Source organism: Burkholderia territorii, assembly GCF_001718335.1.
GTDB lineage: Bacteria > Pseudomonadota > Gammaproteobacteria > Burkholderiales > Burkholderiaceae > Burkholderia > Burkholderia territorii.
Genome location: NZ_CP013365.1, coordinates 1,455,453 through 1,477,476, shown reverse-complemented (window position 1 = coordinate 1,477,476; position 22,024 = coordinate 1,455,453). Strand labels below are relative to the sequence as shown.

21 protein-coding genes are annotated in these 22,024 nt (G+C 67.3%); 9 read left to right on the top strand and 12 right to left on the bottom strand.

The features are described 5' to 3' along the window. Positions 1 to 43: 43 nt before the first annotated feature. The 3 genes from WS51_RS06520 (at position 44) to WS51_RS06510 (ending at position 3,215) form a co-directional block, all read left to right on the top strand. Positions 44 to 1,138, top strand: coding sequence for a potassium channel family protein (locus WS51_RS06520; RefSeq protein WP_059451118.1), 1,095 nt, complete (start codon positions 44 to 46; stop codon positions 1,136 to 1,138). A 141-nt stretch (positions 1,139 to 1,279) separates the two neighbouring features. Beyond that, positions 1,280 to 2,758, top strand: a complete 1,479-nt coding sequence (locus tag WS51_RS06515; protein WP_059545621.1) for a sensor domain-containing diguanylate cyclase — start codon at positions 1,280 to 1,282, stop codon at positions 2,756 to 2,758. 124 nt (positions 2,759 to 2,882) lie between these two features. Next, positions 2,883 to 3,215, top strand: coding sequence for a cupin domain-containing protein (locus WS51_RS06510; protein WP_059507617.1), 333 nt, complete (start codon positions 2,883 to 2,885; stop codon positions 3,213 to 3,215). Between the two features lie 21 nt (positions 3,216 to 3,236). On the opposite strand, the gene WS51_RS06505 is transcribed toward WS51_RS06510, so the two are convergent. The 3 genes from WS51_RS06505 to WS51_RS06495 all read right to left on the bottom strand — a co-directional run bounded on the left by WS51_RS06505 (position 3,237) and on the right by WS51_RS06495 (position 6,193). Then, complete coding sequence (locus tag WS51_RS06505; protein ID WP_069228822.1) at positions 3,237 to 3,995, bottom strand: SDR family oxidoreductase; 759 nt, start codon at positions 3,993 to 3,995, stop codon at positions 3,237 to 3,239. Between the two features lie 88 nt (positions 3,996 to 4,083). Continuing rightward, positions 4,084 to 5,028, bottom strand: a complete 945-nt coding sequence (locus WS51_RS06500) for an alpha/beta hydrolase (protein ID WP_059774152.1) — start codon at positions 5,026 to 5,028, stop codon at positions 4,084 to 4,086. Between the two features lie 61 nt (positions 5,029 to 5,089). Further along, positions 5,090 to 6,193, bottom strand: a complete 1,104-nt coding sequence (locus WS51_RS06495) for an OpgC domain-containing protein (RefSeq protein ID WP_059451297.1) — start codon at positions 6,191 to 6,193, stop codon at positions 5,090 to 5,092. Between the two features lie 381 nt (positions 6,194 to 6,574). Between WS51_RS06495 and WS51_RS06490 the strand changes: the two genes are divergently transcribed. Beyond that, positions 6,575 to 7,729 carry a porin gene (locus tag WS51_RS06490; RefSeq protein ID WP_059451126.1) on the top strand — a complete coding sequence of 385 codons (1,155 nt, stop codon included), beginning with the start codon at positions 6,575 to 6,577 and terminating at the stop codon, positions 7,727 to 7,729. A gap of 48 nt (positions 7,730 to 7,777) precedes the next feature. Here WS51_RS06490 and WS51_RS06485 read toward each other — a convergent pair whose 3' ends face one another. Continuing rightward, positions 7,778 to 8,689, bottom strand: a complete 912-nt coding sequence (locus WS51_RS06485) for a LysR family transcriptional regulator (protein ID WP_059798599.1) — start codon at positions 8,687 to 8,689, stop codon at positions 7,778 to 7,780. 141 nt (positions 8,690 to 8,830) lie between these two features. Here WS51_RS06485 and WS51_RS06480 point away from each other — a divergent pair, with 141 nt between their 5' ends. Both WS51_RS06480 and WS51_RS06475 read left to right on the top strand, forming a co-directional pair. Beyond that, complete coding sequence (locus WS51_RS06480) at positions 8,831 to 9,847, top strand: aldo/keto reductase (RefSeq protein WP_069228821.1); 1,017 nt, start codon at positions 8,831 to 8,833, stop codon at positions 9,845 to 9,847. A 135-nt stretch (positions 9,848 to 9,982) separates the two neighbouring features. Beyond that, complete coding sequence (locus WS51_RS06475) at positions 9,983 to 10,735, top strand: sulfite exporter TauE/SafE family protein (RefSeq protein ID WP_069228820.1); 753 nt, start codon at positions 9,983 to 9,985, stop codon at positions 10,733 to 10,735. 102 nt (positions 10,736 to 10,837) lie between these two features. Here the strand turns inward: WS51_RS06475 and WS51_RS06470 are convergent, their stop codons facing one another. The 3 genes from WS51_RS06470 to WS51_RS06460 form a co-directional block, all read right to left on the bottom strand. Then, the gene (locus WS51_RS06470; protein ID WP_069228819.1) at positions 10,838 to 13,000 is read right to left on the bottom strand and encodes a hypothetical protein; all 2,163 of its coding nucleotides are present in this window, start codon (positions 12,998 to 13,000) and stop codon (positions 10,838 to 10,840) included. A gap of 479 nt (positions 13,001 to 13,479) precedes the next feature. Next, a complete protein-coding gene (locus WS51_RS06465) occupies positions 13,480 to 13,866 on the bottom strand; it encodes an ester cyclase (protein WP_069228818.1) in 387 nt (128 codons plus the stop codon). Between the two features lie 52 nt (positions 13,867 to 13,918). Then, positions 13,919 to 14,815 (bottom strand): LysR substrate-binding domain-containing protein, encoded by an 897-nt coding sequence (locus WS51_RS06460; RefSeq protein ID WP_059774137.1) that lies wholly within the window; start codon positions 14,813 to 14,815, stop codon positions 13,919 to 13,921. Between the two features lie 533 nt (positions 14,816 to 15,348). Between WS51_RS06460 and WS51_RS06455 the strand changes: the two genes are divergently transcribed. From WS51_RS06455 to WS51_RS06445, 3 genes are all read left to right on the top strand, one after another. Continuing rightward, positions 15,349 to 16,197, top strand: a complete 849-nt coding sequence (locus WS51_RS06455) for a peptidoglycan DD-metalloendopeptidase family protein (protein WP_059805830.1) — start codon at positions 15,349 to 15,351, stop codon at positions 16,195 to 16,197. Positions 16,198 to 16,379: 182 nt separating this feature from the next. After that, on the top strand, positions 16,380 to 17,279 hold the full coding sequence (bla, locus tag WS51_RS06450) for a class A beta-lactamase (protein ID WP_069228817.1): 900 nt from the start codon (positions 16,380 to 16,382) through the stop codon (positions 17,277 to 17,279). Positions 17,280 to 17,402: 123 nt separating this feature from the next. Next, the gene (locus WS51_RS06445) at positions 17,403 to 18,275 is read left to right on the top strand and encodes a LysR substrate-binding domain-containing protein (protein WP_069228816.1); all 873 of its coding nucleotides are present in this window, start codon (positions 17,403 to 17,405) and stop codon (positions 18,273 to 18,275) included. Positions 18,276 to 18,300: 25 nt separating this feature from the next. On the opposite strand, the gene WS51_RS06440 is transcribed toward WS51_RS06445, so the two are convergent. From WS51_RS06440 to nikC, 5 genes are all read right to left on the bottom strand, one after another. Then, the gene (locus tag WS51_RS06440; protein ID WP_059507604.1) at positions 18,301 to 18,636 is read right to left on the bottom strand and encodes a hypothetical protein; all 336 of its coding nucleotides are present in this window, start codon (positions 18,634 to 18,636) and stop codon (positions 18,301 to 18,303) included. Positions 18,637 to 18,998: 362 nt separating this feature from the next. Then, on the bottom strand, positions 18,999 to 19,253 hold the full coding sequence (locus WS51_RS06435; protein WP_059507603.1) for a GlsB/YeaQ/YmgE family stress response membrane protein: 255 nt from the start codon (positions 19,251 to 19,253) through the stop codon (positions 18,999 to 19,001). A 144-nt stretch (positions 19,254 to 19,397) separates the two neighbouring features. Beyond that, the gene (locus WS51_RS06430) at positions 19,398 to 20,159 is read right to left on the bottom strand and encodes an ABC transporter ATP-binding protein (protein WP_059774125.1); all 762 of its coding nucleotides are present in this window, start codon (positions 20,157 to 20,159) and stop codon (positions 19,398 to 19,400) included. Next, complete coding sequence (locus tag WS51_RS06425) at positions 20,156 to 21,070, bottom strand: ABC transporter ATP-binding protein (protein WP_069228815.1); 915 nt, start codon at positions 21,068 to 21,070, stop codon at positions 20,156 to 20,158. The genes WS51_RS06430 and WS51_RS06425 overlap by 4 nt, the downstream gene beginning before the upstream one ends. A 1-nt stretch (position 21,071) precedes the next feature. Continuing rightward, entirely contained in the window at positions 21,072 to 21,986 is a 915-nt protein-coding gene (nikC, locus tag WS51_RS06420; RefSeq protein ID WP_059464663.1) for a nickel transporter permease, read from the bottom strand. Between the last annotated feature and the right edge of the window lie 38 nt (positions 21,987 to 22,024).

The following is a 22,024-nucleotide window of genomic DNA, read 5'->3' as shown; positions in this document are numbered from 1 at the left end:
TCCCGTCGTAGAATCGAGCCCGCAATCTTCAGGAGATTCCCCGTTGGCAACGCCCTCCGACAAGCGCCGCTCGTTGCGCTCACGCCTGCGTCGCGCCCGCGATCCGTGGCGGGCGCCGCGTGCGCGCACGCTGTTCACGCGTCCGGCCACGTCGCCGCGTCGCACGTTGCTGTTCCGTCTCGGCGCGGTCGTGGTGCTGTGCATGCTCGCGTTCCTCGTGCTGTATCTCGATCGCGACGGACTGCGCGATTCGACCAAGAGCACGCCGATGAACGTCGCCGACCTCGTGTACTTCACGATGGTCACCGTCGCGACGGTCGGGTACGGCGACATCGTGCCGGTCACCGCGCGTGCGCGTCTGATCGACGCGTTCTTCATCGTGCCGATCCGCATCGGCATCTGGTTCATCTTCCTGGGCACGGCATATCAGTTCGTGATCCAGCGCGTCATCGAGGAATTCCGCATGAAACGCCTGCAGAAGCAACTGTCCGATCACATCGTCGTATGCGGCTACGGCCTGTCGGGGTCGATCGCCGTGCGCGAGCTGCTCGAAAGCGGCGTCGATCCGGCGACGATCATCGTGATCGATGCGCAGCAGCAGGCGCTCGAGGCCGCGACGTCGCTCGGCGTGACCGGGTTGCTCGGCGATCCCGCGCACGAGGATCTGCTGCAACAGGCGCAGGTGCGCGCGGCGAAGGCCGTGATCATCTCGGTGACCGACGACCCGACCGCGATCCTGCTGACGCTGTCGGTGCGCAGCATCGCGCCGGAGACGAAGATCGTCGTGCGGATCCAGGAGAACCTGTATCAGCGGCAATTGCGGCAGGCCGGTGCGGACGTGATCGTGTCGTCGACGAAGATCGGCGCGCTGCTGCTCGCGGACGCGGTGCATAGCCGCTACATCGTGCCGTTCGTGAACGACATGCTGTCGACGCGCGGGCGCGCGACGCTGCTGGAGCGCGAGGCGTTGCCGCACGAGATCGGCTGCATGACGAACGTCGTGCCGGGCGCGATCGTCGTCGGCCTTGATCGCTGCGGGAAGATTCATTCGTTCTACGAGGATCCGCCGTGCCGGATCGAGGCGGGCGACACGCTGGTCGTGATCCAGTCGGCGAGGATTCCGGATCCGGATGCGTGACAGGCGGCCGGCGACGACCGGCCTCGCAACCGGTCGTCGCGCCGCGACCGTGGCATCCCCGCTTGATATGCCAATGCGCGTTATTTAGTATGAAGTAATCGCGTCGTGCGCCGCGCACGAGCGTGATCATCGAGGAGACACATGCGATTCAGGTCGGCGGCTCCCCATACCATCGTCGCGATCGGTATCGTGATTGCTTGCGCGCTCATGGGTCTGTGCGTGCTGCAGTTGTTCCAGAGCCGCAACGACGCGCTCGAGCGGGCGAGCGAAACGTCCCGCAATCTGGGACTGATCGCCGAGCGCGACATCGAACGCAATTTCGAGCTCTACGACCTGTCGCTGCAGGCGGTCATCGATGGCCTGCGGCGTCACGACATGATGACCGCGCCGGCAAGCTTGCGGCGCGCCGTGCTGTTCGACAATGCGATGACGGCGCAATTTCTCGGCTCGGTGCTGGTACTCGATGCCGACGGCAACATCATTCTCGATTCGGCCAACGACGTGCCACGCCGCGGCAATTTCGCCGATCGCAAGTACTTCTCCGTGCACCGCGACAATCCGAATGTCGGCCTTTATGTCAGCGACCCGTTCTCGTCACGCTTGCGCGCAGGCTCCCCGAGCATCGGGCTCTCACGGCGGATCTCGAATCCGGACGGTTCGTTTGCCGGTGTCGTGCTCATCGCGGTCAACCTCGAGTATTTCCACCAGTTGTTCGCCGGCCTGTCGCTCGGGCAGCACGGTTCGATCTCGCTGATCGGCACCGACGGCGTGATGGTGATGCGCCATCCGTACGACGTTCGCACCATCGGTCGGGACATCAGCCACGCCGCGACGTTCAAGCGGTTCCAGGCCGCGCGCGAGGGCGTGTTCTCCGAAACCGCGTCGCTCGACGGCGTGCGCCGCCTGTATTACTTCAGGCATCTGCCGAAGCTGCCGCTGATCATCATGGTCGCGGAAGCGGAACAGGACATCTATGCGGCATGGCGGCACCGCGCCGTGACGATCGGCGCGCTGGTGGTGACGTTCGGCGCCGCGTTCATCGCGGTGTCGTTCATGCTCGGCACGCAGCTGCGGCACCGGATGCGCGCCGAGTCGGAACTCGTGCTGCTTGCCCGCACCGACGGTCTCACCGGCCTGAACAATCGCCGCAGCTTCGCGGAAGTGCTGGATCGCGAATGGCGTCGCGCGCGGCGCTCACGTTCGGTTTTCTCGTTGCTGTTCGTCGATGTCGATCGCTTCAAGGCCTATAACGACACCTACGGCCATCAGGCGGGCGACGACGCGCTGGCGGCGGTTGCGCGCTGCATCGGCGAAAACATCCGCCGGCCGGCCGATACCGCGGCCCGCTACGGCGGCGAGGAATTCGTCGTGTTGCTTCCCGATACATCGGAGACGGGCGCCGCGCAGATTGCCGAGCGGATTCGCGCGGCGATCGACGAGCTGCCGCTCGAGCACGCGGGCAGCGAATACGGGCACGTGACGGCCAGCATCGGCCTCGCGAGCTGGACGCCCGAGCACGATGCCGAGGCCGACGCCGTGATCAAGGCAGCCGACGAGGCGTTGTATTACGCGAAGGCGACCGGGCGAAACAAGGTTGCCGCCTTTCGGCAGCCGGCATGACGCGGCTCGCGCGATGCGGCCGCAAGCATTCGTGACGGACACCGAATAGTTCGCCGCGCGCCCGGCCTTCGCGCTACAGTGGGCGTCATCCGTCTTGCGCCGAAGGCCGATCCGAGGTCGAACCATGCAACTTCAAACCGGCAACCTGTTCAATGTCGAACGAACGCGCGGCGACGACGAGCGGGTCGATGTGCTCGTCGCCGGCGCGCGCCTGAACGTCGAGCGGATCGTGTCGATGGGGCATACGAGCCCCGACGGGTTCTGGTACGACGATTCGCGCGCCGAATGGGTCGTGCTGCTGTCGGGCGCCGCGGTGCTCGAATTCGAAGCGGACGCGACGCTGCACGACATGCGCGCCGGCGACTACGTGCTGATCGAACCGCATTGCCGGCATCGCGTCGCGTGGACGCATCCCGACGAGCCGAGCGTCTGGCTCGCGATCTATCACGAACGCTGAATCGCGCGGCGCGCCGCGCCTTTATCCGCGCCCCACGAACGGCATCGTGGTCGCCATGATGGTCATGTTCAGGATGTTCGTATCCAGCGGAAGGTTCGCCATCTGAACGACCGCATTCGCGACATGCGCGACGTCCATCCGCGCCTCGGGCGCCATGCGTCCATCGGCCTGCGGCACGCCTTCCGACATGCGCTCCGTCAACGACGTCGCCGCATTGCCGATGTCGATCTGGCCGCACGCGATGTTGTACGCGCGGCCGTCGAGCGCGAGCGACTTGGTGATGCCGGCCACCGCGTGCTTGGTGGCCGTGTACGCGATCGTGTTCGGGCGCGGCGTGTAGGCGGAGATCGAGCCGTTGTTGATGATCCGGCCGCCCTGCGGCGTTTGCGCCTTCATCATGCGCCACGCGGCGCGCGCGCACAGAAAGACGCCCGTCAGGTTCGTCGCGACGACGTCGTTCCATACGTCGATCTCGTATTCGTCAAGCGGAACGGCCGGTGCATTGCGGCCGGCATTGTTGAAGAGGACGTCGAGCCGCCCGAACGCCCGCGCGATCCGCGCGAATGCGTGTTCGACCGATGCTTCGTCGGAGACGTCGGCCGGGAACACGTGCGCGTCGCCGCGGGCGGCGACGATCGCCGCCTTCGTGTCACCCAGCGATGCTTCGTTGCGTCCGATCAGCGCGACGGTATATCCGGCGTTCGCGAGTGCGATGGCCGCGGCACGGCCGATGCCGGATCCGGCGCCCGTGACGGCCGCGAACTTCTTCGAGACGGACATGGCTTGATCCCCTGCGGGTTGGATGAGGAAAGCGGCGGCGGCGCGCGATGCATTCGCCGTGTACAGGTCGACGCGTCGTCCGGCCTCGTTACTTCACGCACTCCAGCGCGTACTTCAGCCCTTGTCCGAGCAGCCCGCGCCACACGTCCCACGTGTGTCCGCCGTCGACGATGCGCAATTCCGCCGGATTCTGCGCGCGACGCAGCTGCGTGTACAGCACGCTCGATTCGGCCTGGATCGTCAGGTCGTCGTCGCCCGCCGCGATGAACATCGGCACGCGCCAGTTGCGCGCGAAATAGCCGCGCATCAGCGCCGGGTAGTTCAGCTCGTGCCACACGCGCGGATCGAACTGCCGGTCGCCGAACACGCCGACATAACGCGCGGCGGAATTGAGCGGCGGCTCGTTCGCGTAGATCGCGGGGCTCAGCAGCATCGCGCCGCAGAACAGGCCCGGCTCGAGCAGCGAGAAGCGCAGCGCGCCGAAGCCGCCCATCGACACGCCGCCGATCGCGCGGCCCGCGCGCTGGTTCGACACCGCGAAGTGCGCTTCGACCTCGGGCAGCAGATCGTTGAGGAACGCGCTCTGCATCTTCTCCTTGCGATCGACGTACCAGTCGGTGCCGCCTTGCGGCATCACGATCACGACGGGCGGGATCTCGCGGCGCTCGATCAGCGTGTCGGCGGTGGCCTGCAGCCGGCCCTGGGTGATCCAGTCGTTCGCATTGCCGGCGTTGCCGTGCAGCAGATACAGCACCGGATAGCGCGCGCCTTCCGCGTTGTAGCCGGGCGGCAGGTAGACCGTGTAAGACCAGTCGCGCTTCAGCGACGCCGAACGGAACGCGCGCAGCACGATGCTGCTGCCCGGATTGACGGCGGGCTCCTGGGCGGCCGGCGCGATCGTTGTGGGCGGGACGGTCGCGGCCGCGGGCGCGGACGACGCCGGCGAAACCGCCGGCCCGCCCGGCGTGGCGTGGGCGGTGGCGATGGCGCCGGCAATCAGCGCGGCGGCGAACGGAAGGGCGAGTCGGCGCATGGCGAATCGTTTCAGGAGAGGCGCCCGCTATCGTAGCAGCGGCGCGTGACGGCGCGGCGCATCATCGCCGCGAACGGAACGGGAACGGCAGCCGCGACACCAGCGGCGCATAGAGCTTCGCGACGAGATACAGCAGGCCAATCGCGACGACGTCGGCGGTCAGGCCGAGCGGCACGTCCAGATAGCCTTCGGTCGCCTGGTAAAGCAGCGAGTCGACCGCGAGCGAGATGCCGGTGCCGGCGACGAAACACAGCAGCCCCTGGCGCCCGATCGTGCCGATCCACGGCATCGCGTGCGCGACCTTCTTCATCCATCCGAGGTGCACGAGCTTGGCCGCGAGCCACGCGATCGCGAGGAAGTTCGCGAGCCGCAGCGCGCCGAGATTCTGCTTGATCGACGGATCGGTCGGGAACGGCTCGATGCGAAGGCGGTAGTACGCGCCGGCCGCGACGATCGCGAGCGACACGGCCGTCAGCAGCCAGCCCTGCGGTTTCGGCGCGAGCGTCTGGTAGACGGGCTGGCAGCGCGCGATCACGCCGAGCACGAACAGAAACTGCCACGCGAACGGATTGAAGTCCCACGGCGCGCCTTCGACGGTCGGCAGGAAGCGCGCGATGTGCGGCGCCGCGTACCAGAGCGAGCCGCTGAACGCGAGCATCAGCCACGGCTGCGTGCGCGCGAGCGGCAGCGCGAGCGGCACGAGCAGCGCGAAGAACGCATACATCGGCAGCACCGACGCGAGGTACGGCTGGCGCCGGAACAGCAGGATGTCGCGCAGCGCGGCGAGCGGCTTGTGGAGCAGGCCGTCGAGATCGTTGGTCGGCATGTTCGGGCCGTCGATCGAGAATGCGTTCAGCACGGCGGTGATGAGCAGCATCAGCCCGGCCGTCACGAGGAACGCACGGTAGATCTCGAAGGCGCGGCGGATGAAACGCTGGCGCGCGGCGGCCTCGTCGTGGCGCTCGGCGAGCGAGTTGTACGCGATGGCGGTCGCGAAACCGCCGAGGAACACGAACACTTCGGCCGCATCGCACAGCGCATACGCATGCAGCGTCACGCGCGACAGGATGCTGCCGCCGATATGGTCGACGACGATCACCAGCAGCACGAGACCGCGGAAGAAATCGAGCTCGGCGTAGCGGCCGGCCCGGGCGGGGGCGGTCATCGGGCCGCCTCCCGGCGCGCGCCGCGTGCGCGGCCGGCACCCGCCGCGCATGAATCGGGGTGAAGCATGACTTCGTGAAGAAATGACGAACGGATGCGCATTGTGCCACCGATGTGACGACGTCCGGGTTTACGCGGATGGAACGCCGGCCAGCCGCTGCCGACAAGCCTGATCGGGGCGTGGTGAGAACCGGCAAGTTGGACGAGCGCAACGCTTTGCGCGCCGGGCCCACGCCCCGATGGACGGGCGGTTTCCGACGTGACACCATTTTGTCCTCGCGGCCGCACACCGCGAAGTCCGCCCTGCGGGCCACCTTTATAAAACAGACCAACAATCGCCGGGCGCATGGCCTGCCCGGCACCCCGGCTCCGGAGATTCGTCATGAAGAAGCACGTCATTTTTGCCGCCGCGCTGGCCGCTTTGGCCGCGCCGGCCTTCGCGCAGGACAGCGTGACGCTGTACGGCCTGATCGACGAGGGCTTCAACTACACGAACAACGTCAACGTAAACGGGGTTGGAAAAACGAATTACCAGCTCGCGAGCGGCTATGCACAAGGCAGCCGCTGGGGCCTGAAGGGCAGCGAGGACCTGGGCGGCGGGCTGAAGGCGATCTTCACGCTGGAAAACGGCTTCGACGTGAACAACGGCCGGTTCAACCAGGGCGGCCGGATGTTCGGTCGCCAGGCGTTCGTCGGACTGAGCGCGTCGCGCTTCGGCACGCTGACTTTCGGCCGCCAGTACGATTCCGTCGTCGACTATCTCGCGCCGCTGACCGCGAACGGCAACTGGGGCGGCACGCTGTTCTCGCACCCGTTCGACAACGACAACACGGACAACTCGTTCCGCGTGAACAACACGGTCAAGTACGCGAGCCCGGACTGGAACGGGCTGTCGGTCGGCGGCACCTACAGCTTCAGCAACAGCACGGGCTTCTCGACCAATCGCCAGTACAGCATCGGCGCGCAGTATTCGCTGGCCGGGCTGCAGGTCGCGGCCGCTTATCTGCAGGCGAACAGCCCGGGTGTCGGCAGCGCGGGCGCGATCGCGGCCGACGATGCGAATTTCGTCGCCGATCGCCTGCGCATCTTCGGCGGCGGCATCAACTATTCGTTCGGCCCGGCGACGGTCGGCTTCGTCTATACGAAGACCGACGTGAAGAATCCGGTGTCGACCGTCTACCTGCCGGCGTCGACGTTCTCCGGCCTCGGGCTGACCGCGACCAAGTTCCAGAACTTCGAGATCAACGGCAAGTACCAGCTCACGTCCGACTTCTATCTCGGCGCGCAGTACGTGTACACGGACGGCAAGTTCGACGCGGCGGCCGGTTCGTTCAAGCCGAAATACCACACCGTCGGGCTGATGGCCGACTACAGCCTGTCCAAGCGGACCGACGTCTACCTGCAGGGCGCATGGCAGAAAGTCGCCGGCGACAAGACCGGCACCGCGGCCGATGGCGGCTACGTGGTCGGGACCGATGGCCCGTCGTCGTCGGCGAACCAGTTCGCGGTGCGCGCCGCGATTCGCCACAAGTTCTGAGGTCGACCTGCCGGCGCGCGGGGCGGGTTGCCCCGGCGCCGGCTTTCGTCATGCTGCGCGATGCGCGTCGTCGAGCGTTTGCGCGAGCCAGTCGACGAAGATCCGCACGCGCGGCGCCAGATGCCGGCCACTCGGAAACACGACCGACACCGGCAGCGGCGCCGCATGCCACTCCGGCAGCACCTCGACGAGCGAGCCGTCCTCGAGCAGCGGCGCGAGCCCGTCGCGCGGCGCCTGGATCAGCCCGAGGCCCGCGATGCAGCACGCGAGATACGCCTGCGAGCTGTTTACCGCGACCACGCTACGCATCTTCACGGTCTGCAGCGCGCCCGAATCCATGTCCGCATATTCCCAGTCCAGCTCGCGCCCCGTGCGGCTCGAGAAATAGCCGACCGCGACGTGGTCGGGCAGATCGTCCGGCGAGCGCGGCATGCCGTATCGCGCGAGATACGCGGGCGACGCGCAGTTGATCTGCGCCAGCTCGCCGACGCGGCGCGCGACCAGCGACGTGTCGGACAGCGCGCCGACCCGCACCGCGCAGTCGATGCCGTCGGCGACGAGGTCGACGAAGCGGTCCGTCGTGCTGAGTACGACGCGCAGGTCGGGATAGCGCGCGTGGAAATCCGGCAGCGCCGGAATCACCCTGTTCAACGCGAAGCGCTCGGGCAGGTCGACGCGGATCACGCCGCGCGGCGCGGCGCCGGCGTCGTCGAACAGTGTCTCGGCGTCGTCCAGGTCGGCCAGCAGCCGCGTGCAGCGCTCGTAGTAGGTGGCGCCCTCGGCGGTGAGCGCGACACGCCGGGTGGTTCGCTGCAACAGGCGCACCCTCAGGTGTTTTTCCAGATACTGGACGGCGTTGCTGACCGTCGGGCGCGGCAATTGCAACTGCTCGGCCGCTTTCGTGAAGCTGCCGAGGTGAGCGACGCGCACAAAGATGCGCATTGCATGCAGATGGTCCATGCGGAGCGAAAGCGTGGCGGGTTGGGACAGGCTCCATTGTTAATCAGCGTCGAATGATTTGGTTGGGCGTTTCGCGTTTATCGCGCGCCGCAATGCGTCCAGAATCCGTTGCATTCACTCACCAACCGCGAGGAAACGGACATGGACAAGCGTCAACTGGGCCGCACGGGCCCGCAGGTATCGGCGATCGGGCTCGGCTGCATGGGGATGTCGGATCTCTACGGGCCCGCCGATCGCGACGAAAGCATCGCCACGCTGCACGCGGCGCTCGACAGCGGGATCACGCTGCTCGACACGGGCGACTTCTACGGGATGGGCGACAACGAGATGCTGATCCGCGACGCACTGCGCGGCCGCACGCGCGACCAGGTGCTGATCAGCGTGAAATTCGGCGCGCTGCGCGATCCGGCCGGCGCATTCGTCGGCTACGACGCGCGGCCGCAGGCGATCCGCAATTTCGTCGCGTATTCGCTGAAGCGGCTCGGCACCGACCACATCGACATCTACCGGCCGGCGCGCGTCGATCCGGCGGTGCCGATCGAGGAGACGGTCGGCGCGATCGCCGATCTCGTGAAGGCCGGCCATGTGCGCCATATCGGCCTGTCGGAGGTGGGTGCCGACACGATCCGCCGCGCGGCGGCAGTTGCGCCGATCGCCGACCTGCAGATCGAATACTCGCTGCTGTCGCGCGGGATCGAGGCCGACATCCTGCCCGCGTGCCGCGAACTCGGGATCGGCGTGACGGCCTACGGCGTGCTGTCGCGCGGGCTTCTTAGCGGCGGCTGGAGCGCGGCGCGACAGGGCGAGCGCGATTTCCGGGCGGCCAGCCCGCGCTTCCAGGGCGAGAACCTCGCGCACAATCTCGCGCTCGTCGACGCGCTGCGCGCGATTGCCGACGAGAAGGGCAGCAACCCGGCGCAGATCGCGATCGCATGGGCGCTGTCACGCGGCGCCGACATCGTGCCGCTGATCGGCGCGCGCAAGCGCACGCAACTCCAGGACGCGTTGCAGGCGATCAAGTTGCAACTAACGGTCGATGATCTCGCTCGCATCGAAGCGGCGATTCCCGCCGGGGCGGCTGCCGGCGAGCGTTATCCGGCGTCCCAGATGGCGCACCTCGACAGCGAGCAGGGCCGGGGGGCGGCGCACGAAGCCTGAACGGCGGGCATCGCGGATTGACGAGGCGACGAGGCCCGCCGGGCGGGCCCGAGCCAGCGTCAGGCAAAGCCAGATGGCCGGCGGTGTGACGGTGGTTCATCATCGGCGCCGTGTTCGACCGGACGGAATGCCTCGATGCAAATCCATACGCTGACGATCGTCGTGCTGGTCTTTCTGCTGGCCGGCGCGGTCAAGGGCATGATCGGCCTCGGGCTGCCGACGATCGCGATGGGCCTGTTGACGCTCGCGATGCCGCCGTCGGCCGCCGCGAGCCTGCTGCTCGTGCCGTCGTTCATCACCAATGTGTGGCAGCTGTGGCTCGGCCCGTCGTTCGGTTCGTTGCTGCGGCGGCTGTGGCCGCTGCTCGCCGGGCTGACGATCGGCACGTTGACGGGCACGCTGACGGGCGGGCTGCCCGCGCTCGCGGCCGGCAGCGCGTGGACCCACGCGGCGCTCGGCGTCGTGCTGGTCGCATATGGCTGCTGGGGGCTCGCCGCCGCGCGACTGCCCGCGCCGGGCCGACACGAAAAGTGGCTGTCGGCCGTGGCCGGCTATCTGACGGGCGTCGTGACGGCGGCGACCGGCGTGTTCGTCGTGCCCGCGGTGCCGTACCTGCAAGCGTTGCGTCTGCCGAAGGACGACCTGATCCAGGCGCTCGGGTTGTCGTTTACCGCGTCGACGGTCGCGCTCGCGCTGCAGCTGCGCGTGACGGGTGCGCTGCAGACGGTCGATCTCGGCGTATCGGTGCTGGCGCTCGTGCCGGCACTCGCGGGGATGATGGGCGGGCAATATGCACGACGCGTGATGAGCGAGAACGCGTTCAAGCGCTGCTTCTTCGTCGGGATGATCGCGCTGGGCGCCTACATGGCGGCATCGGCGCGGCTGTGAGCGCGCGTCGCCGACACGCGCGCCGCGCGCCCGGCGTGCATGCGCCGAAGCCGGCTTCGACGGCCGGCTTCGGGAACGCTCACGGAGCGGCGATCACGCCGCTCAGGCCGGGTCGGCGTACTTCAACGTCCATCCGAACGTGCGGGTCGCGCCCGCACCGAGTGCGAACGGACCGGTCTTGCACACGAAGTTCGAATGCAACTGGCCGATCGGCGTCGTCGACAACGGGTTCGTCGCGCCGCTGACCGTGTCGAAGGCGGACAGCGCGCAGGTGTCGAACCCGGTCGTCGCATAGCCGGTCGCGGTGCTGTTCGCGTAGGTCACCGACGTGCCGTCGCCGTTTGCCTGCGTGGATGCGAGGTCCGCGAACGACGCGAAGTCGGTCTCGACCGCCAGGTTGCCGGCGAGCGTACCCGAGGCAATCGTGTCGCTGCGCGAGATCGTGCCGTGCGCGAACGTCAGCACGGTATGCACCTGCAGGTCGAGATCCGTCGTGTACGCCGCGTTCTTCGACGCGAGACGGAACTTCGTCGTGTCGAACGACACGACCACCTGCCCGTTGGCCTGCTGCACGTCGAGGTTCTTGTAGTACGTGACCGGGACGTAGGTTTTCCCGTTGTACGACACCTGCGGCACCAGCAGTGCATAGCCCAGATCGGTCGTGCCGTAGATCAGCTTGTCGGAGAACGGCACCGGGTAGTACGGCGTGAACGAGTTGTAGTCGGGCGCCTGGCTGAGATTCAGGTTGATCACGCGGCGGCCGTCGCGCACGGTGAGCAGCGCCGCGTTGTACGGATGCGCGGTATCGCCGGGCTGGTTGTACCAGGTGAGCGTGTAGCGCGGCAACGCGTCGAGCCACTGGTTGTAGCTCGCGTCGTCCATCGGCGCCTTGCCGCCGAAGCCGAGCTTGTTCCACCATGCGTTCACGTACAGATACTGGTGCAGCAGGCTGAAGTTCTCGCCCATCACGCGCGGCTTGCCGCGATACGCATCCGTGCCGCGACCCTTGACCCACATGTTCACCGACGGCGTCGGCAGCGACGGATCGTACCAGTACGTGTCGAAGCGACGCGCGGCCCGGTAGATGAACGCGTACGCGACCTGCTTTTCCTGATCGGTCAGCACGCCCGCATTGGCCGCCGCCGTCAGGATTTCCATGAATGCGGAATCGCCGTACGGGCCGATCGAGCGGCCGTAGTTGAAGCCCTGGCCGTCGGCGTTCAGCTGCGGCAGGATCAGATCGACCGACTTGCGCAGATAACCCTTCAGTTCGGGCGTGAGGTTGGCCTCGTTGCCCATCTCGAACGTGCGCTCGATCACTTCGCCGATCAGCAGCGTGCTGTAGCGGTCGTAGCGCGCCTGGTCGTAATAGGTCGTGTGCGTGTTCGACGCTTCGTCGGAGAACCCGCCCGACGAATCCTTGCGGATGTGGTTAGTCAACGTATAGAGCAGCGCATCGCGCGCGCCCATCGTCGCGACGGCCGGATCGGTCGCCGACGAGAACGATGGATTGCTCCAGCCGAGTTTCTGCCGCAGGCCGGCGATTCCATAGGACACCGCATAATAATTCTGCGCGGTGTTGAGCGACGCAATGTCGATCGGCGTGCCGGCGGCCGGGCAGGTGCTGGTCTTGCCGCTTGCATCGGGGCCGAACATGTCGCAGAAGGTGAGCCGTTGCTGCAGCGTCGCGAGCATCGCGTCGCTGAAGACCTCGTTGAGCATGCCGTGCGCCTTCAGGTTGTTCAGCGCGACGAGATAGTAGTACTCGCCCCAGGACGTGTTTGCATACGCATAGTTGCTGCCCGACTGCGCCATCATCGCGGTCGTGATCGTCTGATACGTCGCGAGGTAGCTCGCGTATTGCGGGTCGCCCTTCGACTTCATGTCGATCAGGATGTACGACAGGCCGAGCGCGAGCTTGCCGGGCAGGAATTTGTCGCCGGTGTTCGTGTCGAGCACGTGAACCGGCGAACCGTCGCCGAGATCCATGACGACCTGCGTGAAGTCGGGCGACTTCCGGATCAGGTCGAACAATGCACGCATCTGGCCCATCATCGTGACCGGAATGTTCGCGCCCGCCGGCACGCTGGTGTCGGGTGCGCCGTAGACGAGTGCCTGCAGCGAATTCGGCGCGAGCGCCGGAGTCGACGGCGGCGGCGACGAGGGCGGCGGGGCGGTCACGTCGTTGCCGCCGCATGCGCTGACGAACAGCACGGAAAGGGCGCTGAGCGCGGCGCCGAGCGCGAATCTGCTGCGCGTATGCATTGTGTCTCCAGTTTCGAATAGTGATGAAGGACGGGCGGGTGCAACCGTCGGTGCGCTCGACTCGGGCCTCCGCGTCGAACCCTGATCCCTGTGGGCGGACGGCTTGAGTCACATCTCGAGCAGGCACACGTTCTCCTTGGCGCAGCCGATGGTGGTCGTTGCGTCGATGTGAAGGAAAACGTTTTCCAAATTTAAGCATCGATTGCTTCGGTGTCAATGTGCTTTCACGCCGGATGGGCCGGTGAAAACCCGGATGTTCGAAGCGATGGAGGAGAGGGAGATAGAACGATGACGCGGAAAATCCCGGAATTTATTGCTGTTTTCGTTGCGATGCAGCGATGCCGAATCGGCGACGGCTACGCCGAGTGAAAGGCGATCATGCCGCGGCTGACCGATGGGTTTAGCAAGAAAACGTTACACTTAAGGAGTGAATTCACGCGCAGCGCATATCGGCATCTTGATGCCGTCCCGCCGCGATGCTAAAGCTGCGCCTCGATCGCGGCCTTGTCGATCACCGACCAGACCTGCCGGATCTTGCCGTCGTGAAATTCGTAGAACACGTTTTCGGCGAACGTGATGCGCTTGCCGTCGACGGCGAGCCCCAAGAATCTTCCGCGCGGCGCACACGCGAAGCGAAGCCGGCACGCAATGCGCGGCGGTTCGCACACCAGCAGCCGGATCTCGAAATGGAGATCCGGAAGGTCGCGGAAATCCTGCTCCAGCATCGCGCGGTAGCCGGCCAGCCCGAGCGGCCGGTCGTTGTGGATCACGTTGTCGGCGACGTATTGGCCGAGTGCCGGCCAGTCCTGGCGGTTCAGGCAGTCGATGTAGGCGCGGTAGTGCATGGCGAGATCGGGTTTCGTCATGGCGGCGGTGCCTCCTCGTATGTCGCCGGCTGGGGCGGATGACGCGCGGCGTTCAGCGCGCTCGCGTGTCGCCCGACAGATACGACACGAACGCCTGCGTATATTTGGGTAGCGCATCGAACGATCGCGCGCAGAGCGTCAGCTTGCGGTGGCTCCATGCGTCGGACAGCTCGACGAGCCGCACGTCCATCGTCTGCATCGCGCGCTCGGCTGCATGGCGCGACACGATGCCGATCCCCACGCCGCTTTCGATCACGCGGCAGATCGCATCGAAACTCTTCAGCTGCACACGGTAGCGGATCCGCTTGCCGAGCGCACGCGCCTGGTCGCCGAGATGGACCTGGAGTGCGCTGCCGTCGGTCAGCCCGATGAAGTCGGCGTCGGCGATCTCGTCGAACGCGACCTTGCCGCGCGCGGCGAGCGGATGCCCGGCCGGCACGACCGCGATCAGCCAGTCCTCGCGGAACGGCTTCTGTTCGAGCCCGGCGAGCCCGACCGAATCGGCGACGATGCCGACCTCGGCGGTCTTGTTGCGGATCGCGTGCACGATTTCCTGGCTCGAACGCTCCTCGACGCTGATCGACAGTTTCGGATGATGCGGCAAATACGCGGCCAGTGCGTCGGGCAGGTATTCGCTTAGCGACGCCGTATTGCACAGCAGCCGGATATGCCCGCGCAATCCCTGGCCGTATTGCTGCAGCTCTCCGCGCATCTGGTCGATCTGCTGCAGCACCGTGCGCGCGTGGTGTTCGAGCGCGCGGCCGGCGTCGGTCACCTGCGCGCCCGACTTGGTCCGGTGCAGCAGCGGCACGCCGAGCTCGTCCTCCATCCCGCGAATGCGCTCGCTTGCGGCCTGCAGCGTGATGTGCGTGCGTTCGGCGCCGCCCGTGATCGTGCCGGCCTCGCAGATGTTCAGGAAGAGCCGCAGGTCGGTCAGGTCGAAGCGCATGGCGGGGTGGACGCGTGAGGATTGGGATGGCCGTTAAGTTAGCAGGAACCGCCGCGTCGGTCTCAGGCTGCGCCTGAGACGCCGTTCGCCGGTTCCGCATTTTCGGGGCGGGATCGATGCCGGATCATGGCCGCATATCAACCGGGGGAGACTGTCATGCGGATGGATTCGTCGTGGGGCGTGTCGTTCAAGATTGCATTGCACGTGCTGTTCCTGTGCATTGGCATCGCGTGGGCCTGCGCGGAGCTGGTCGACTGGCTGCGTTGAGCGGGCGGCCGTCGCAGGCCGGATCGACGATCCGACGCGGCCAGGTGCCATTGAAAGCCATTCGAAATATCGTCGTATCGCGAAATTTCTTCCGCATCGCACGCCGAAAACCGTCAAGTTTTTCCGAAATCGACCGTACTACCGGTAACGCATGTCCGCCGGCGGACGGCTCGTGATCGTTTGTCATCATTGTTTGCATCCGGTTACACGTCGGCCGTTCCGTTTTTGAGATGCTTGAAAGATTGTCAAACCGGAGTCGATCGTCCATGAAACAGCGCGAGATTTGCCGCAACTCGGCGTGGTTGTCCAGCCTGACCGCGGTGCTCGTCATGGCCGGTTGTGCCAGCACGCAGTCCGTCCCGCCGAGCGACACGCTCGCGGGTTCGCCGTCGGGCCAGCCCGCCGCCGCCCAGCCGGCCACGCCGGCGCCGCCGCCCGCGCCCATTCTCGTCGCGCAGAAGTACGTGGTGAAGCGCGGCGACACGTTGTCAGGCATTGCGTCCGCGAACGACTGCAGCGTCGCCGACCTGCGCACCTGGAACAAACTCGACGGGCGCGGCAGGCTGCGCATGGGGCAGGTGCTGCGCATCGTCCGTCCGCAGCCGTTGCAGGCATCCGGCGCGAACGGCAGCGCACCGGCCGCGGCGCCGGCCGCCGCGAGCAATGCGGCGGACGCCGCGCAGGCGAGCGTGTCGACGGCGAGCGACCGGCAGGTCGTGAAGGAAATCAGGCGGCATGCGGGCGCGGTGGCGCTCACGTGGCCGGCGCGCGGCAAGATCGTCGACACGTTCCGGCCCGGGCAGAACCGCGGCATCCAGATCGCCGGCCGGCCGGGCGACCCGGTGCGGGCGGCGGCCGACGGCCGTGTGATGTACGCGGGTAGCGGCCTGAACGATTACGGCACGCTGATCATCGTCCAGCACAACGCGGATTTCCTCACGGCCTACGCGCACAATCGCAAGGTGCTCGTGAAGACCGGCGACATCGTGCGCCGCGGCGACGAGATCGCCGAGATGGGCGACCTCGACAACTCGCGCGTCGCGCTGCTGTTCGAAGTGCGGCGCGACGGCAAGCCCGTCAATCCGATGCCCTATCTGCCTTCGTCGCAAGGCTGACGCCGGCCGCGCTCGCTGCTACGCTAGGTCACTGCGTCCCGCCGCATGCGGGGCCGACGGACGTCTTCGGGGATGCGCGGCGCAAGCCGTCGCGAGCCGGCCGTCGGCATGAGTGCGCGTGCATCGCCGATGCGCACGCGCGTTGCTCCGTGCCACCGTTTCCGATCGAATAACCTTCATCCATGGAACACTCTCCCGCCCGCCGCTCGCTGTTGCTCGCCGCCGTCGCCGCGCCGTTCGTCGCCGCGTGCTCGTCGGCACCCGTCGCCGACCAGGGGCGCGCCCATGCCGCCCAGGCCGAACTCGCCGCGCTCGAAAAAGCGTCGAGCGGCCGGCTCGGTGTCGCCGCACTCGATACGTCGAACGGCACGCGCGTCGCGCATCACGCGCGCGAGCGCTTCCCGCTGTGCGGCACGTATGCGGTCGTCGCCGCCGCCGCGATACTTGCGCGCGGCTCGCTCGACGCGTCGCTGCTGCCGCGCCGCATCCTGTATCGACGCTATGAAGTCGTGGCCGGCTCGCCGGTGACGGAAAGCCACGTCGACACGGGGATGACGATCGCACAGCTCTGCACGGCGATGCTGCAGTCGGGCGACAAGGGCGCCGGTAACCTGCTGATGGGCGTTCTCGGCGGCCCGCAGGCCGTCACGGCGTTCGCGCACGAAAGCGGCGACACCGTGTTCCGGCTCGACCGCTGGGAACCCGAGCTGAACGAGGCAGCGCCCCGCGACGAGCGCGATACGTCCACGCCGGTCGCGATGGCCGACATGCTGCAGCGGTTGCTGCTCGGCGATACGCTGCGCGAGCCGCAGCGTGCGCAGCTCACGGAATGGATGACCGGCGGCGCGCGGAATGCGAGCGGGATCGCGGCCGGCGTGCCGCCCGGCTGGCGCATCGCCGACAAGACCGGCACCGGCGGTTACGGCACGACGACCGACGTCGCGGTGCTGTGGCCGCCGTCGCGCGCGCCGATCGTGCTGGCCGTGTCGTTCACGCAGCCGCGTGCCGACGCGGCGGCACGCGCGGACGTCGTCGCATCGGCGGCGCGCATCGCGACGGGCGCGTTCGCCGCCACGGCCTGATTGCTCGACGTACCTCGCGTAAAGCCGGCGTTTGGCTTATCGTGTCGATCAGCGCGCGCCGGTGTCGGCGCGCGGCCTTGCCGCGCCGGCGACCGGCGCGGTCGATTCGTCTACCCGTTCGTCATGCGCCGACTTCCGCCCCTGCACGCGCTGCAGATCTTCTCGACGGTGGCCCGCCACCGCAGCTTCACGCGCGCGGCCGAGCAGCTGTGCCTTACGCAGGGCGCGATCAGCCGGCAGATCCAGACGCTCGAGGCGCATTACGGTTTTCCATTGTTCAAGCGGCACGCGAAGGGCCTCACGCTGACGGCGGAGGGCGAGCAATTGCTGCCGGTGGTCAACGAGAGCTTCGCACGGATCGAGGACATCTCGATGAAGCTCACGCGGCAGCGCACCGATCTCGCGCTGAAGGTGCCGACTTGCGTGATGCGCTGGATGCTGCCGCGCATCATGCGCTTCCAGGGCGAGCATCCCGATCTCCACGTGCAGATCACGACGGCGTGGCAGCACGTCGTCGATTTCTCGACCGAGCCGTTCGACGCGGCGATCGTCTACGGGACGTCGCCCGGCGCCGGCGTGTTCGCGCTGCCGCTGTTCGACGAGCGGTTGACGCCCGTGTGCGCGCCCGAGCTGCGGCAGGCCGCGCCGCTCGATGCGGTCGGCGATCTCGCGCGCCACACGCTGCTGCATCCGACGCGCGACCATCGCGACTGGCGCGCGTGGCTCGATCACGCGGGCGAGCGCGCCGTCGACGCGGAGCGCGGGCCGACCTTCGACACGCTGGATCTCGCGACGAACGCGGCAATGCAGGGCTTCGGCGTCGCGATCGGCGACGTGACGCTCGTCGACGACGACGTCAGCGCGCGCCGGCTCGAACGGCCGTTCGACATCGTGCTGGAGACTGGCGCTCGCTACTTCTTCGTCTATCCGGAAAGCATCGGCAGCCAGCAGAAGATCCGCGCGTTCAGCGACTGGATCGCCGCTCATCGCGACTGACGCGCGACGTCTGCTGCAGCGGGCGCTACTGATACGTGACGATGGCGATCATCGGCGCGTGCGCGTTGCCCGCACGGTCAGGTAAAACGATTGCGCGCGAGGCCTGCGTAAAGGTCGTGGTCTTGATCGTGCGCAGGCTGGCCGCATCGACGAACGCAACTTGCCCGTTCGCCGGGCGCGGACAGTCGGGACGCACGCGCGCGTGCGCGGCGTCGGTCGTGTCGAGCGCGAACGAGCAAGGCGGCTCGACGATCATGCCGGTGAAGTGGATGACGCCGGACACGCCGGCGGCAAAAGACGAGGACGAGGCCAGAAGCGAGGCAGCCAGGGCGAACGAGGCGGCAAACAGGCGATGCTTCATGACAGGCTCCAGAGAGGAAGCGCGTCGCAGCGCGGCCGCTCGAATGGCAGTCCGTCAACGCTGCGATGCTGTATGCGTAAACGGCAATTCCATCGGACCTCTTGAATGAAAAACGAGAAATAACGGCAATAAGCAAATGACGCCGTATTCCTCCAATCAATCTATCTCAAATTTGTGCGCCCGCAAGTCAGGGTATTGCCGATGGCGTAGGCTCGCGGCTATCCCGCCAATGCACGCGGGCTTTGCAGGTGAATCGTTGAGGACTCAACGATTCGACGGGCATGCGCATGGCGGCGCGCAGAAAGAAAAACGGCCGCTCGTGTGACGAGCGGCCGTTCCGTATCGACGCGCAGATGCGGCGGTCAGCTCGCGCGCTTGCGTACCGCGCCGACGATCACGAGCAGCACGATCGCACCGATGATCGACGCGATCCAGCCGGCGCCCTGGCCCGGCGCATACCAGCCGGCAGCACGGCCGACGTAGCCGGCGATGAGCGAGCCGACGACGCCGAGCACGACGGTCATCAGGATGCCCATCTTGTCGTCGCCGGGCTTGAGCGCGCGGGCGAGGAGGCCGACGATGAGCCCGACCACCAGGGTTTCGATGAATTGCAGCATGAACGCCTCCCTATAGCTGTTGGCTGTTGACGAAAGGAAATGGACCCGCGCGGCGCGCGAGGGTTCCGTTCGACCGCGCGCCGGTGCTATGGCATACCGACGCACGGGGTGCCGAGTATCGCACGCCCGCGCGTCGCGCACATGTCAGGCGACCGGATCGAGGCGGCGGTAACCTTCGGTCGCGCGCAGCAGCGTGCGCGTGTAGTCGCGTGCAACCTGCCCGGCACGCACGTCCTCGATCCGCAGCTGTTCGACGATCTCGCCATGCTGCATCACCGCGACGCGCTGGCACAGGAAGCCGATCACCGCGAGGTTGTGGCTCACGAGGATCATTGTCAGGTTGCGTTCGCGATGCAGGCGACGCAGCAGGTTCAGGATCTCGGCCTGCACCGACACGTCGAGCGCGGAGGTCGGCTCGTCGAGCAGCAGCACGCGCGGCTCGACGATCAGCGCGCGCGCGATCGCGACACGCTGGCGCTGGCCGCCCGACAACTGGTGCGGATAGCGGAAGCGGAACGCCGGGCCGAGCCCGACTTCGGACAGCGCACGGGCGATGCGCGCGTCGGCGTCGTCGATCCGATGGATCGACAGCGGCTCGCGCAGTGTCTGGTCGACCGTGAAGCGCGGATGCAGCGACGCGTACGGATCCTGGAACACCATCTGCACGTGGCGCCGGAATGCGCGGTCGTGCGTGTCGCCCACGGGCCGGCCATCGATCGACAGGCTGCCGCCCGCGAGCGGCACGAGGCCGGTCAGCGCACGCAGCAGCGTCGACTTGCCGGAGCCCGATTCGCCGACGAGCCCGAAGATTTCACCGTCGCGCACCGCGAAGCTCGCATCGCGCACGGCGTCGACATGACCCGTTCGGGTCGGAAAACGGATCGAGACGTGATCGATGTCGATCATCGTGCGGTCTCCTGAGGTGCGATCGACGACGGCGCGGGCGACGCGGCGTCGAGCCACGCCGGATCGCGCCGCAGCACGGGAAGTTCGTCGGGCGGGTTCGCGAGCGGCGGATTCGCCGCGAGCAGCCCGCGCGTGTACGGATGCGTCGCGTTGCGCAGGTCGCGCGCGGCGCAGGTTTCGACCACGCGCCCCGCATACATCACCGCGACGCGATCGCAGAACGACATCACGAGCGGCAGGTCGTGGCTGATGAACACCAGGCCCGTGTCGTGCTTCGCGATCATCGTGTCGAGCACGGCGAGCACCTGCATCGATACCGCGACGTCGAGCGCGGACGTCGGTTCATCCGCGATCAGCAGGCGCGGGCCGGTCGACACCATCATCGCGATCATCACGCGCTGACCCATGCCGCCCGACAGTTCGTGCGGATACGCATCGGCGACGCGCGCCGGATCGCGGATCTGCACGGCCGCGAGGGCATCGACGATCCGCTCGCGCAACGCGCGGCCGCGCAAGCCCGGCTCGTGTCGCCGGAATGCCTCGCCCATCTGCTTCGCGACGGTCATCACCGGGTTCAGCGAATATTTCGGATCCTGAAGGATCATGCCCATCTGGCTGCCGCACAGCCGGCGGCGCTCGCTCGCGGACATCGCGAGCAGGTCGCGGCCTGCGAAGCGCATCGTGCGGGCCGAGCAGCGTGCCGCTTCGGGCAGCAGGCCGAGCAGCGCGCGGCCCGTCAGCGATTTGCCGGAACCGGATTCGCCGACGATGCCGAGCCGTTCGCCGGGCGCGAGTGTCAACGACAGGTCGCGCACGGCGTCGGACACGACGCCGTCGTGCCCGCGAAACCCGATCTTCAGGCCGTCGATTTCGCAGAGCGGCGCGGGCGTATTGACGGAATTCAAAGGCATGTCACGCTCCATGACGCGGATCGAAGACGTCGCGCAGCCCGTCGCCGAGCAGGTTGAACGCGAGGCTGACGAGCAGGATCGCCGCGCCGGGCAGCGTCGCGACCCACCACGCGTCGAGCAGCACGTTGCGGCCGGACGCGACCATGAAGCCCCATTCCGGGCTCGGCGGCTGCGCGCCGAGGCCGAGGAAGCCGAGGCCGGCGACGGTCAGGATGATGCCGGCCATGTCGAGCGTCGCGCGCACGATCACCGACGACATGCACAGCGGCACGATGTAGCGCAGCAGGATCCGCGGGCCCGACGCGCCTTGCAGGCGCGCCGCGTGGATGTAATCGGCCTGCGCGATGCGGATCGTCTCCGCGCGTGCAAGCCGCGCATACGCGGGCCACGCTGTGATCGAGATCGCGACGACCGCGTTGATCACGCCCGGCCCGAGCGCGGCCGCGAATGCGAGCGCGAGCACGATCTTCGGGAACGCGAGCGCGATGTCGGTGATGCGCATCAGCACGCTGTCGACGAAGCCGCCGCAATAGCCGGCCGTCGTGCCGATCAGCAGCCCGATCGGCACGACGATCACGACGACGAGCAGCGCGATGCCGAGCGTGAGGCGCGAGCCATCGATCAGCCGCGAGAGGATGTCGCGGCCGAGCTGGTCGGTGCCGAGCCAGTGCGACGGCGAGCCGGGCGGCAGCAGTCGGTCGGACAGCACCTGGCGCAGCGGATCGTGCGGCATGATCAGCGGGCCGACGATGGCGACGACGATCAGCGCGACCAGGATCGCGAGCCCGAACAGGTTGAGCGGATTGGTGGCGAAGCGGCGCCACCGGCGATATGCGAGGCCGAACGCGGCCTGCGAGCGCGACGCGGGTGCATCGGAAAGCAGCCACGCGCGCAGCGTGAGACGCTCGGCATTCATGATCGGATGACCTTCGGCATGGACGGACAAAGAAGCAG

Bases quoted from the DNA above. Each gene is read 5' to 3' on its own strand.
- WS51_RS06445 (WP_069228816.1), top strand. From the start codon at position 17,403: ATGCGCCGACTTCCGCCCCTGCACGCGCTGCAGATCTTCTCGACGGTG.
- WS51_RS06495 (WP_059451297.1), bottom strand. From the start codon at position 6,193: ATGACCGCCCCCGCCCGGGCCGGCCGCTACGCCGAGCTCGATTTCTTC.
- WS51_RS06465 (WP_069228818.1), bottom strand. From the start codon at position 13,866: ATGACGAAACCCGATCTCGCCATGCACTACCGCGCCTACATCGACTGC.
- WS51_RS06430 (WP_059774125.1), bottom strand. From the start codon at position 20,159: ATGATCGACATCGATCACGTCTCGATCCGTTTTCCGACCCGAACGGGT.
- WS51_RS06490 (WP_059451126.1), top strand. From the start codon at position 6,575: ATGAAGAAGCACGTCATTTTTGCCGCCGCGCTGGCCGCTTTGGCCGCG.
- WS51_RS06505 (WP_069228822.1), bottom strand. From the start codon at position 3,995: ATGTCCGTCTCGAAGAAGTTCGCGGCCGTCACGGGCGCCGGATCCGGC.
- WS51_RS06470 (WP_069228819.1), bottom strand. From the start codon at position 13,000: ATGCATACGCGCAGCAGATTCGCGCTCGGCGCCGCGCTCAGCGCCCTT.
- nikC (WP_059464663.1), bottom strand. From the start codon at position 21,986: ATGAATGCCGAGCGTCTCACGCTGCGCGCGTGGCTGCTTTCCGATGCA.
- WS51_RS06500 (WP_059774152.1), bottom strand. From the start codon at position 5,028: ATGCGCCGACTCGCCCTTCCGTTCGCCGCCGCGCTGATTGCCGGCGCC.
- WS51_RS06485 (WP_059798599.1), bottom strand. From the start codon at position 8,689: ATGGACCATCTGCATGCAATGCGCATCTTTGTGCGCGTCGCTCACCTC.
- WS51_RS06460 (WP_059774137.1), bottom strand. From the start codon at position 14,815: ATGCGCTTCGACCTGACCGACCTGCGGCTCTTCCTGAACATCTGCGAG.
- bla (WP_069228817.1), top strand. From the start codon at position 16,380: ATGGAACACTCTCCCGCCCGCCGCTCGCTGTTGCTCGCCGCCGTCGCC.
- WS51_RS06425 (WP_069228815.1), bottom strand. From the start codon at position 21,070: ATGCCTTTGAATTCCGTCAATACGCCCGCGCCGCTCTGCGAAATCGAC.
- WS51_RS06510 (WP_059507617.1), top strand. From the start codon at position 2,883: ATGCAACTTCAAACCGGCAACCTGTTCAATGTCGAACGAACGCGCGGC.
- WS51_RS06480 (WP_069228821.1), top strand. From the start codon at position 8,831: ATGGACAAGCGTCAACTGGGCCGCACGGGCCCGCAGGTATCGGCGATC.
- WS51_RS06455 (WP_059805830.1), top strand. From the start codon at position 15,349: ATGAAACAGCGCGAGATTTGCCGCAACTCGGCGTGGTTGTCCAGCCTG.
- WS51_RS06475 (WP_069228820.1), top strand. From the start codon at position 9,983: ATGCAAATCCATACGCTGACGATCGTCGTGCTGGTCTTTCTGCTGGCC.
- WS51_RS06435 (WP_059507603.1), bottom strand. From the start codon at position 19,253: ATGCTGCAATTCATCGAAACCCTGGTGGTCGGGCTCATCGTCGGCCTC.
- WS51_RS06515 (WP_059545621.1), top strand. From the start codon at position 1,280: ATGCGATTCAGGTCGGCGGCTCCCCATACCATCGTCGCGATCGGTATC.
- WS51_RS06440 (WP_059507604.1), bottom strand. From the start codon at position 18,636: ATGAAGCATCGCCTGTTTGCCGCCTCGTTCGCCCTGGCTGCCTCGCTT.